The 11,887-nt window shown below is 64.6% G+C and carries 9 protein-coding genes; 5 read left to right on the top strand and 4 right to left on the bottom strand.

The window, feature by feature from the left end; translation table 11 throughout:
* Both ABEA18_RS20760 and ABEA18_RS20765 read right to left on the bottom strand, forming a co-directional pair.
* Nucleotides 1-1,914 (bottom strand): ABC transporter ATP-binding protein, encoded by a 1,914-nt coding sequence (locus ABEA18_RS20760; protein ID WP_345452367.1) that lies wholly within the window; start codon nt 1,912-1,914, stop codon nt 1-3.
* Nucleotides 1,911-3,581, bottom strand: coding sequence for an ABC-F family ATP-binding cassette domain-containing protein (locus ABEA18_RS20765; RefSeq protein WP_345452369.1), 1,671 nt, complete (start codon nt 3,579-3,581; stop codon nt 1,911-1,913). Before ABEA18_RS20765 ends, ABEA18_RS20760 begins: the two co-directional genes overlap by 4 nt.
* Nucleotides 3,582-3,803: 222 nt before the next feature.
* Between ABEA18_RS20765 and ABEA18_RS20770 the strand changes: the two genes are divergently transcribed.
* From ABEA18_RS20770 to ABEA18_RS20790, 5 genes are all read left to right on the top strand, one after another.
* On the top strand, nt 3,804-4,529 hold the full coding sequence (locus tag ABEA18_RS20770; RefSeq protein WP_345452371.1) for a hypothetical protein: 726 nt from the start codon (nt 3,804-3,806) through the stop codon (nt 4,527-4,529).
* A complete protein-coding gene (locus ABEA18_RS20775; RefSeq protein ID WP_345452373.1) occupies nt 4,526-5,233 on the top strand; it encodes a hypothetical protein in 708 nt (235 codons plus the stop codon). Before ABEA18_RS20770 ends, ABEA18_RS20775 begins: the two co-directional genes overlap by 4 nt.
* Before the next feature lie 257 nt (nt 5,234-5,490).
* Nucleotides 5,491-6,309: an amino acid ABC transporter substrate-binding protein gene (locus tag ABEA18_RS20780; protein ID WP_345452375.1), complete on the top strand. Its 819-nt coding sequence runs from the start codon at nt 5,491-5,493 to the stop codon at nt 6,307-6,309.
* Between the two features lie 15 nt (nt 6,310-6,324).
* A complete protein-coding gene (locus ABEA18_RS20785; protein WP_345452377.1) occupies nt 6,325-6,990 on the top strand; it encodes an amino acid ABC transporter permease in 666 nt (221 codons plus the stop codon).
* Nucleotides 6,977-7,804, top strand: coding sequence for an amino acid ABC transporter ATP-binding protein (locus ABEA18_RS20790; protein WP_345452379.1), 828 nt, complete (start codon nt 6,977-6,979; stop codon nt 7,802-7,804). Before ABEA18_RS20785 ends, ABEA18_RS20790 begins: the two co-directional genes overlap by 14 nt.
* A 23-nt stretch (nt 7,805-7,827) precedes the next feature.
* Here the strand turns inward: ABEA18_RS20790 and ABEA18_RS20795 are convergent, their stop codons facing one another.
* Nucleotides 7,828-10,854, bottom strand: coding sequence for an alpha-mannosidase (locus ABEA18_RS20795; protein WP_345452381.1), 3,027 nt, complete (start codon nt 10,852-10,854; stop codon nt 7,828-7,830).
* Between the two features lie 154 nt (nt 10,855-11,008).
* Entirely contained in the window at nt 11,009-11,887 is an 879-nt protein-coding gene (fdhD, locus tag ABEA18_RS20800; protein WP_345452383.1) for a formate dehydrogenase accessory sulfurtransferase FdhD, read from the bottom strand.

The following is an 11,887-nucleotide window of genomic DNA, read 5'->3' on the forward strand; positions in this document are numbered from 1 at the left end:
CTACAGCTCCGGAACAGCTTCCTGTGCCACAGCCGTCGCCTCCGCGAACTGGGTGTTGTACAGCTCGGCGTAGCGACCGTCCGCGGCGAGGAGCTCTGCATGCGTGCCGCGCTCAACGATCGATCCGTCCTCAACCACCAGGATGACATCGGCCGCCCGGATGGTGGAGAGGCGGTGGGCGATCACGACGGCGGTGCGTCCCTCGAGTGCCTCGCCCAAGGCCGCCTGGACGGCGGCTTCGTTCGTGGAATCCAGCGCCGCCGTGGCTTCGTCGAGGATGACGACCCTCGGTTGGGCGATGAGGAGGCGTGCGATGGTGAGCCGCTGGCGTTCCCCACCGGAAAGGCGGTAGCCGCGCTCCCCCACCACGGTCTCCAGGCCATCCGGCAAGGAGCGGACCATCGCTTCGAGCCGGGCGCGCCGAAGCACGTCCCACATTTCCTCGTCCGTCGCTCCTGGCCGGGCCAACCGCAAGTTGGAGGCGATGCTTTCATGGAAGAGGTGGCCATCCTGGGTGACCATGCCAAGGGTCGCCCTCAGGGAGTCGAACGTTGCGTCCCGGACATCCAGGCCGGTACCTCGCCCGTGCCCGCCCAATCGCACGGCCCCGGAGTCGACGTCGTACAGTCGGGACAGCAGCTGGGCCACGGTTGACTTGCCCGCGCCCGAGGACCCCACGAGCGCCACGGTTTGCCCGGGCTCCACGCGGAAGCTGATTCCGTGCAGGACCTCTTCGCCGCCGCGGGTATCAAGCGTCGCCACTTCCTCCAGCGACGCAAGGGACACCTTCTCCGCGGACGGATAGCCGAAGCGGACGTCGTCGAACTCTACGGCAACAGGTCCCGAAGGCACGGCGACGGCGTCGGGCTTCTCCTGGATGAGCGGCTTAAGGTCCAGGATCTCGAAGACCCGCTCGAAGCTGACCAGCGCGCTCATGACCTCAACGTGGGCACTCGACAACGCGGTGAGCGGCGCATAGAGGCGGGTGAGCAGCAGCGCCAGCACGACGACGTCGCCCGCTGCCAGCTGCCCGCTCAGCGCAAGCCAACCGCCCAGTCCGTAAACGAGCGAAAGGGCCAGTGCGGAAACGAGTGTCAGTGCGGTGATGAACGTGAACTGCAACATGGCGGTGCGGACACCGATGTCCCGCACACGGCCGGCGCGCAGGGCGAACTCGGCGGACTCTTCATCCGGGCGGCCGAACAGTTTGACGAGCGTGGCGCCGGGTGCGGAGAAACGCTCTGTCATTTGGGTTCCCATGGCCGCGTTGTGGGACGCGGCTTCACGCCGGAGGTCGGCCAGCTTGGACCCCATGCGGCGTGCGGGGATGAGGAAGATCGGCAGAAGCACCATCGCCAGGACCGTGACGAGCCAGGACGTGTTGAGCATGACCACGAGGGTCAGGACCAAGGACACGACGTTGCTGACCACTCCGGAGAGCGTGCCGGCGAACGCCGATTGGGCTCCGATGACGTCGTTGTTGAGCCGGCTGACGAGGGCTCCTGTGCGGGTCCGGGTGAAGAATGCGATGGGCATGCGCTGCACATGGTCGAACACCCGCGTCCGCAGGTCAACGATCACGCCTTCGCCGATCACGGAAGACAGCCACCGGGTCAGCAACCCCACCCCCGCGTCGGCCACGGCCACGGCAGCGATGAGCGCGGCCAGCCCGATCACAACCTCCACGCCTGCCTTGGCGATGAGCGCGTTCACCACCTTGCCGGCCAGCACCGGGGTGGCCACCGCAAGGAATGCGCCGGCGATGGAGGCCAGTACGAAGGCAATCAGCTTGTTGCGGTACGGTTTCGCGAAAGCGAGTACGCGCTTGATGGTTTCCCGCGAAAACGGCTGGGAGCCGCTCTTGGCGCGGGTGATGTTGTAGAGCGAGCGCCAGGCGACGCCATCCATGCTCATGGCTTGTGATTCCCCATTCCGGAAGTGTGGTGCAGTTCGGTCACGGTGCCGTTGTCAAGGTGCCAGCGGGAATCGAGCCGGACGTTTTCGAGCAAGCGGCGGTCGTGCGTGACCAGCAGGAGCGCGCCTTCGTAGCCGTCGAGGGCTTCCTCAAGCTGCTCGATCGCGGGCAGGTCGAGATGGTTGGTGGGTTCGTCGAGGACCAGCAGGTTGACGCCGCGGGCCTGCAGCAGCGCGAGCGCCGCGCGGGTGCGTTCGCCCGGAGACAAGGAATCAACGGTCCGGGAGGTGTGGTCCGCCTTGAGGCCGAACTTGGCCATCAGGGTGCGGACATCCGCGGAGTTCCAGTCAACCAGGACGGATTCGACGGCGTCGGCCAGGGTGAGGTGCCCCGCCAGCAGTCCGCGGGCTTGGTCGATCTCGCCGATCGCCACGGATGCACCCATGGAGGCGTCTCCGGCGTCGGGCTGTTGAAGCCCCAGCAGCAGGCGAAGGAGGGTGGACTTTCCTGCGCCGTTGGGTCCGGTGATGCCAATGCGTTCGCCGGCGTTGAGCTGGAGATTGACTGGTCCCAGCGTGAAGTCGCCTTGATGTGCCACGACGTCGCGCAAGGTTGCGACGACGGAGCTGGAGCGCGGAGCCTGGCCGATGCTGAACTGCAGCTGCCATTCCTTGCGCGGCTCTTCCACCTCGTCAAGCCGGGCGATGCGCGACTCCATCTGTCGGACTTTCTGGGCCTGCTTCTCCGAGGACTCCACGCTCGCAGCCCGGCGGATTTTGTCGTTGTCCGGGCTCTTCTTCATGGCGTTGCGGACGCCCTGTGAGCTCCATTCGCGCTGCGTCCGGGCACGGGACACGAGATCAGCCTTGGTGTTGGCGAATTCCTCGTAGCGTTCGCGGGCGTGCCGTTTTGCGACCGCCCGCTCCTCGAGGAAGGAATCGTAACCGCCGTCGTAGACCGCCACGCTGTTCTGGGCCAGGTCCAGTTCCAGCACCTTGGTGATGCAGCGTGCCAGGAACTCCCGGTCATGCGAGACCAATACGGCGCCACCGCGAAGACCCTGGACGAAAGATTCAAGCCGGGCGAGTCCGTCGAGGTCCAGGTCATTGGTGGGTTCGTCGAGGAGCACGACGTCGAAGCGGCTCAGCAGGAGCGCCGCCAAGGCAACGCGCGCGGCCTGCCCACCGGACAGGCCCGTCATGAGCGCATCCGGACCGGATTCCAGGCCGAGTTCCGCCAAGACCGCGGGGATCCGGTCCTCCAGGTCCGCGGCACCCGATGCCATCCAGCGGTCAAAAGCCAAGGAATACGCGTCGTCGGCATCCGGGGTCCCGGCCGCGAGCCCCTCGGCGCCGGCTTCCATCTCGGCCGTGGCCTGGGCGCAACCCGTGCGGCGCGCAATGTAGGCGGCCACGGTTTCGCCGGGGGTGCGTTCGTGTTCCTGGGGCAGCCAACCGACAAAAGCGTCGTTGGGAGCGAGGCTGACCGAGCCCTCTTGGGGGCGGTCAGCTCCTGCGAGGATGCGCAGCAGGGTGGATTTCCCGGCGCCGTTGGCGCCGACGACACCCACGACGTCTCCTGGCGCGACAGTGAGGGAGAGCTTCGAGAACAAGGTGCGGTGACCGTGGCCGCCGGAGAGCTCTTTGGCGACAAGCGTTGCAGTCATTGGTCTATCCTCTCACTGCTCCGCCCTTGAGCGGAAAGTGCCACCGAGCGGAAAGACCGGGGCATGGAAGAACCCGCTGGTCCGTACTTGGGGGGTGTGCGGACCAGCGGGTTCGAGAATCAAGCATAATTCAATGTGCGCGCATCGTAAAATCGACCTCGCAGTCCTCGCAGGTACGGTCTTCCAGGAACCTCCTGCGGGCCGTCTATCAGAAAGTGGTTCATGTCCCTCCCCTCCAAGGCGTTCCAACGCTGGCTGCACGGGATCGCCCCGAACACCAGCACGGCCGATGTCTGCCGCTCTTCGGGAGTGAAACGCACCACGCTGGCCCAGCAATTGGTCCGGGGCAAGGTGGCCGAGAGTTCGCTCGTGAGCATCAGCCGGGCCTTCGACATGAACCCCTTCGACGCATTGGCACAATTCGAGGCCTACGCGGCGCTTCGCGGGACCCCGGTTCCCCCCACTGATGCGGAACTCCTCAGCCAGGTCTCCACCATGGATCTGCTGCGTGCAGTCGTCGAGCGCTCGGACCCCCGGGACGCCGTCCCGCCCTTGGTCCTTGCGGAGACCCCACACCCGAGTTCAGTCAGGAACTGGGTGGACGCGATCGACGACGGCGAACTGCGGCACCGGGTGAGCGGCGCCACCGGGATCGCACCGCAGAACTTCTCCGCGCATCTGACAGCCAACCGGTTACCCCCGGAACTGGCCTTGGCAACGTCCCGGGCGGCCGGCGTCGGACCGGCCGGAGGCCTCGTGGCCAGCGGTCTCGTCACCGAAGCGGAGGCGGGATGGCCCCCCGGGGCGCGGAGGGACGCCCTGGACCGGATGACCGAAGGCGAACTGGCACTTTTGGCCGGAGAGCGACTGCAGGCCCTCGGCAAGGCCCTGCGCCGCCATGAGCATGAGCTCGACCACACGAACAGAATCTGGGAGAACCTGGGATGACCACCGTGTTGGCATGGGCCACGCTCTCCATTTGCCTCGTTTTGACGGCCATTCGCATTCCCAGCGCCGTACGGGGCGAGAACCGGATGATGTTCGTCCTGTTCGCACTGATTTCCCTCGACATCCTACTGAGCATCGAGGGTCCTTATTTGTTGATCGACGCGTGGCTGGGCAACTTCAACTTCTGTAACCTACTGCTTCGGTTCATGCTGTACGGAACGTTCCTGCTCATGGGCATCAAGGTGGCGAGGGCCTTTGCTTCACCCGGCGGCGAACGAGCCATCCGTGGCCCCGTTGGCTTGGCCGTTTTGGGAGCAACAGCGGTCCTCACGGCCTTCTTCTTCTTCTCGATGGACACCTCGGGCTCCACCGTGGGCCTGGCCGGACTGGATCAGGGTCCGTCCCTCGAGGTCTACGCGGCTTTGGGCAGGTTCTACCCGGGCTACGTTGCCGTATGCCTCATCCCGGGGATCTGGCGATCCATTCGAGGTTCGGGTCCCGTTTTGCTCCGGGCCGCCTCCGCGACATTGCTCCTGGGACTTGGGTTGCTGATCGTTTCGCAGGTCTTTCCGCTCATCCCGCTATCCAACACGTGGTTGCGGCCCCTCATCAACTACTCTGCCGCCCTGGCGACCGCGCTTGGCTTGGGAGGCATCTGGCTGTCCAAAATCGTTGCAAGCCGGACTCGCCGCACGGTAACGTAAAAACATACCGCGTAACCTCTTTCATAAATCCATTATATCGTGCCATAATTATGAATGTGTGAAGGCGACGCAGCCTGACCTTTGAATCAATGAACGGGTTTCCAAGGTTCGTGGCGCGTGCGGAAGCACTTTTGGGGGGATGAGTGGTGGCGGGCTGTTGGGGACCGCCCCCACTCAGCCTTTTTAAGCGTCCTCCCGTGTACGCCGCAACACCGCCCGAAGCAACCCAGTACGGTCCCGTGACTAAGATGGCTTTCATGAAGAGCCTGCTTACCCGCCGCACAGCACTGTCCGCAACCCTTGCCGCCGTCGCGCTGGCACTGACCGCTTGCGGCGGCGGCTCCTCGCCGTCGTCGACGTCGGGTGGAGACACCTCGCTGTCGGCCATCAAGTCCAAGGGCGAGATCATCATCGCCACAGAAGGCACGTACCGGCCGTTCAGCTTCCATGAGAACGGGGCCGGACCCCTCACGGGCTTCGACGTCGAAATCGCCCAGGCCGTGGCCGCCAAGCTCGGGGTAAAGGCGACCTTCCAGGAAACCCAGTTCGATGGCATCTTCGCGGGCCTGGATTCCAAGCGCTTCGACACTATTGCCAACCAGATTTCCATCAACCCTGAGCGCACGGCCAAGTATGACTTCTCGGCGCCTTACACGATCTCCAATGGCGTCGTCGTGACCAAGTCCGACAACAACTCCATCAACAGCTTCGCCGATCTCAAAGGCAAGACCACCGCCCAGTCGCTGACCAGCAACTTCTACAAGATGGCAGTTGACGCAGGCGCAAACGTCCAGTCCGTCGAAGGCTGGGCGCAGGCCGCCACACTCGTGCGCCAAGGCCGCGTCGACGCAACCGTCAACGACAAGCTGACCTACCTCGACTACGCCAAGAGCACCCCGGACTCCGGCTTGAAGATCGCCGCAGAAACCACCGACAAGACGCAGAGCGCCATGGTCTTCCGCAAGGGATCCACCGAACTCAAGGCCGCAGTGGACAAAGCGCTCACGGACCTTCGAGCCGACGGCACCCTCGCCAAGATCTCCCAGAAATACTTCGGCGCAGACGTTACCAAGTAGCCGGCGGCCAAAAAGATGACCTTCAACTGGGACCTCGTCTGGAGTTCCTTCGGGCCAATCATCGGCGGCGCCGTCACAGGAACCATCCCCTTGACCCTGGCCTCGTTCGCGTTTGGCCTGGCGTTGGCGCTGCTTGTCGCCCTCTTGCGCCTGAGCCCCAACAGGCTGCTCTCCGGCGTCGCGCGCTTCTACGTCTCCGTGATCCGCGGGACTCCCCTCCTGGTGCAGTTGTTCGTGATCTTCTATGGCCTCCCGAGCATCGGCGTGAAGCTGGAGCCGTGGCCGAGCGCCATCATCGCGTTTTCGCTCAATGTAGGCGGCTACGCGGCCGAGGTCATCCGCGCCGCGATCCTGTCGGTGCCCAAGGGCCAGTGGGAGGCCGGGCACACCATCGGAATGTCGCGCCCACAGACGCTCGTGCGGATCATCCTCCCGCAAGCGGCCAGGGTATCGGTGCCTCCGCTCTCCAACACGTTCATCTCCCTTGTGAAGGACACCTCGCTGGCTTCACTCATCCTGGTCACCGAGCTTTTCCGCAACGCCCAGCAGATCGCCGCGTTCAGCCAGGAATTCATGATCCTGTACCTCGAATCCGCCTTGGTCTACTGGGTCATTTGCCTCGTCCTCTCCACGGGCCAATCCGCCCTGGAGCGCAGATTGGACCGTTATGTCGCCCACTGAGCCCAGCAACGCCCCCCACGGGAACTCCGCGCTGGTGTTGTCCGCGCGGGACCTGGCCAAAGCCTTCGGCAGCAACAAGGTGCTGCGCGGCATCGACATCGATGTCCGCCGTGGACAAGTGGTCGCCTTGATCGGGCCCTCGGGTTCGGGAAAGACAACGGTCCTGCGCTCGCTCAACGGCCTCGAAGTGCCCGACGCCGGCACGGTCACCTTCGGGGACGCCGACGCCGGTACGGTCAGGGGGTCCGGCGCAGGACTGACCCTCGATTTCGCCAGCACAGTGGGCAAACGGGAGATCGCCGCCCTCCGGGACCGCAGTGCCATGGTGTTCCAGCACTACAACCTGTTCCCGCACATGACGGTGCTCAAGAACATCATCGAAGGACCACTCCAAGTCCAGAAACGGCCCCGGGCTGAAGTCGTGGCAGAGGCCGAGCGGCTCCTCGCCCGGGTAGGCCTAGCAGACAAACGGGACGCGTACCCCTTCGAGCTGTCAGGCGGCCAGCAACAACGCGTGGGAATCGTGCGTGCCTTGGCCCTCAAACCCCAACTGCTGCTCTTTGACGAGCCCACCTCTGCCCTGGACCCGGAACTCGTGGGTGAAGTGCTCGGCGTCATCAAGGAACTTGCCGACGAAGGGTGGACCATGGTGATCGTGACGCACGAGCTCGCCTTCGCCCGCCAGGTTGCCGACGAAGTCATCTTCATGGACGGCGGCGTGGTGGTCGAGCGAGGACCCGCCGCGGAGGTCTTGCGGGAGCCGCGGGAGGAACGCACCAAGCAGTTCGTCAAACGCCTCCAGCACGACGTCTGACCCCCCAACTGGCTCGCGACGGCCTAGCGGCTGAATCGCAAGGTCACCAACTGGAACGGGCGCAGGGTCAATTCGGCGGCACCGGCTCCGGGCGTCACTCCGGGAGCCTCAACGGGGCGCTCCAGGAGGTCCACTGATTGCACCATCCTGGAATCGAAGTTCGCCGTGATGAGGCCCGTGGAGCGCTCTCCAAGCGATTCGTAAAGCCGCACGATCACATCTCCAGAGCCGTCCTCGGCAAGCTTGACGGCTTCGATGACCAGCGCCTGGTTGAACACCGTGAAGAGCGGCTCCACGGGGTTCGCCCCTGCCAGCAACCTCGGTTTCAGGTTGGTTCGGTAGCCCTCCTCCACGGCCCCGCCGATGCTGGCGCCGGGCCGGATGCTCAGATCCAGGACGTGCACACCAAGGTCGGCCTGGGGGTCCGGGAACTTGGGCGCCCGCAGCAGTGACACACGGACGTTGGTGGTGGTTCCGCCGTCGTCGCGGATGCTCCTGGTGACGTCGTGCCCGTAGCTTGACGCGTTGGAGATGGCGACGCCGTAACCCGGCTCTGCCACGTGGATCCAGCGGTGGGCGCAGAATTCGAACTTGGCAGCTTCCCAGGACGTGTTGGTGTGCGTCGCCCGGAATACGTGCCCGAACTGGGTCTCGGAGGCGGAACGGTCAGCACGGACATCCAGCGGAAAACCGATCTTGAGCAGTTTCTCGTGTTCCTGCCAGTCCACCGCGGTGGAAATGCCGAGGGACTCCGCGCCCGCTTCGAGGGAGATGCGCTGCGTGATGGTGGAGGAGCCCACAGTCCGCTCCACCACGACGACGGCGTCCCAGCCTGCGCTTTCCAGCGTCACCGATCGCGCCTCGACTAACGAGACGACGTTCCGGCGGTAGAACTCGTCGATGTCCCAGGCATCCCATTCGTTGGGGGTGTCCCGGTGGAGCTCAAGGTGGTTGCCGAACATCCCGGGCGCAATGGCTTCGCGGCCGGTTGCGTAATCCGAGAGGGAGGTCAGCAATCCGTTGGCGTCCAGCACCGCGCGGACGATGCCGTTGTCCAAAACATAGCCGCCGGCGCGTTCTGCGACATTAACCGGACTATCCGGGTGGACCGCTTCCGCAGCGGCTAGAGCTGGAACACCAGTGCGCTCATGCGGGGCCGCATTGAGCAGGAACATGGTGTCCCCCTCGCCGAGGAGGGCCGACGCGGCACCCGCAATGATGCCTTCCAGCTCCCGGGCGATCGCGGCATAGTTCCGCTCCGCATCCTGGTGGACCCACGCGATGGAACTGCCCGGCAGGATGTCGTGGAACTGCTGCAGCAGTACAAGTCGCCACAATCGCTTGAGGTCCGCCGCGGGATAGGTGAACGAACCTGCAGTCCGTACTGCCGCCGTCGAGCACCAAAGCTCGGCCTCGCGCAGCAGGTGTTCCGAGCGGCGGTTCCCCTGTTTGGTGTTGGCTTGGCTCGTGTATGTTCCTCTGTGCAGCTCGAGGTACATCTCCCCCACCCAGACCGGGAGATTGCGGTACTCGGCCTCGGCCTGCGTGAAGAACTCCCTTGCGGTTCCCATGCGCACCTTCGGCGAGCCTTCCAGGTCCGCCGTCCGGTGCGCTGCGGCAACCATTTCGCGCGTGGGTCCGCCACCGCCGTCGCCGTAACCGAAGGGAACCAGCGATATGGTGCCCCGGCCGTGCTCCCGGTAGTTGCGCTGGGCATGGGCGAGTTCGCGGCCGTGAAGCTCGGAGTTGTAGGTGTCCACGGGCGGGAAGTGGGTGAAAAGCCGCGTGCCGTCGATGCCCTCCCAATTGAAGGTATGGTGCGGCATCTTATTGACCTGGTTCCAGGAGATCTTCTGGGTCAGGAACCACCGGGAACCAGCGGCCTTGACGATCTGCGGGAGGGCCCCGGAATATCCGAAGGAGTCGGGCAGCCAGGCCTCCTGGCAGTCAATGCCGAACTCCTGCAGGAAAAAGCTCTTGCCCTCCACGAATTGCCGGGCCATTGCCTCGCCGCCGGGCATGTTGGTGTCCGATTCCACCCACATGCCGCCGACCGGCACGAACTGCCCTGCCTTGACCTTCTCCCGAATCCGGATGAACAGCTCTGGATAGAACTCCTTCATCCACGCCAATTGCTGCGCCGAGGAGCAGGAGAAGACGAAATCGGGGTTCTCGTCCATGAGGGCGACAACGTTGGAGAACGTGCGGGCGCATTTGCGGATTGTTTCACGGACGGGCCATAGCCAGGCTGAGTCGATGTGTGCGTGGCCGGTGGCCAGGAGTTCATGGGCCGAGGCGTAAGCTGGCCGGCTCAAGACCTCGGCAAGGGCCTCCCTGCCGGCGACTGCTGTCCCGGCGACATCGTCCGGGTCCATGATGTCCAGCATGCGCTCAAAGGCGCGAAGGATCTCATGCCGCCGCGGCAGTTCGAAGGGGAGCTCGTGCATCAGCCCGCTGAGGGTCCAGATGTCTTGGTGGAGCTCCCACACCACCTCGTTGAGTTCGGCTATGGCTATGCGTCCAAGCCGGTAGCGGGGCTCGTCTCCGGAGGTGGACTTGTCCCCGAGCGGGGTTGCCGCGAAGCTCCACCCCTGGCTGAGATCCGGATTGGCTGCGGCTTCCACGTAGAAGTCCACCGAGAGTCCGCCACCGAGAAGCTTCAACGGGACATGTTGGTTGCGCGGAGAGATGGCCTTGATGATGGTGCCGTCCGGCCGCCAAGCGATGCCTTCGCACTGGAATCCGGGGGTGTCGATGCTGAAACCGAGATCGACGACGATCTCCACCGTGGTGCCATCGGCGACTCCCCAACCCTCCGGGACCTCGCCACGAAGCCGAAGCCATTTGGTGCTCCAGGCCTTGCCCCACGCAGCGCCGTGTTCTTGGGGTTCAAAGACCTGGCGAAGTGCTTCGGAGACTGGAACCGGCTCTCCAGGGGCATCCCAACTGCTCAGTTCAAGAGGCAGTGCGCGGCCATAGATGGCGGGAGCTATCCGTTCCCGGACAAAACGTTCGAGCCGCTTCTCAGTGATCCGGCGGTCGTCGTGCAATTGAAGTCCCCTTTAGCGGTGGGCTGGGTTGATTGCTTCCTTACCGTTACGAGCAGCTTACTAAGCAAGGCCACTGTCCGGAGGAAACAGATTCCATTCGATGGATAAAATCTACGTCGTTCCCGAACAATAGCCAAGTGATTGGCGGCTATCCCTACAGGTCCCTGCTCGCCACCGCCACCCGGTCACTGCCCGCGTAGACGTTCAGGCTGGTCCCCCGGCTGAATCCCACCAGGGTCAGGCCGGTCTCCTGGGCGAGCTCCACGGCGAGGCTGGACGGTGCGCTGACGGCGGCCAATACCGGGATTCCTGCGAGCGCCGCCTTCTGGACGAGCTCGAAGGATGCCCTCCCGGAGACCTGCAGGACGGTGCCGCGCAGGGGCAACATTCCTTCGCGCAACGCCCAGCCCACCACCTTGTCCACGGCGTTGTGCCTGCCCACGTCTTCCCGCAGGCACAATAGCTCGGCAGCGCCGCCTGCGCGGTCGTCGTGGATCCGGAAGAGTCCGGCGGCATGCACTCCCCCGGTTTTGTCAAAGACCGCTTGAGCTTCGCGGAGACGGTCAGGGAGCGAGGCCAGAAGCTCGACCGGAACGCTCAGGGGGTCGTCCGCGGGGTTGAAGTGGGAGGATTTGCGCACTGCTTCGATCGAGTCGGTGCCGCAGATTCCGCACGAGCTGGAGGTGTAGACGTTGCGGCCCGTCTCCGGAAGGACGACGTCGGGACGCAATTGCGCTTCCACCACGTTGAAAGTCTGCAGGCCGTTCTCGTCTTCGCCGGCGCAGAAACGCAGCGAAATGAGCTGGGCCGGGTCCCAGATGACCCCTTCGGAGACCAGGAAGCCCGCCACGAGGTCGAAATCGTCGCCAGGAGTCCGCATGGTCACCGAGAAGGACATGTGCCCCAGGCGCACCTCGAGCGGCTCTTCGACGGCCAGGAAGTCCTCGCGGTAGCGGACCGGGTGCTCCAGCGCCTGGGCGGAGCCATCCAGGACGAATTTGTGCACCTTGCGGCGCTGGGTCACCCGTCCCAT

It is taken from the genome of Arthrobacter gyeryongensis, assembly GCF_039543785.1.
GTDB lineage: Bacteria > Actinomycetota > Actinomycetes > Actinomycetales > Micrococcaceae > Arthrobacter > Arthrobacter gyeryongensis.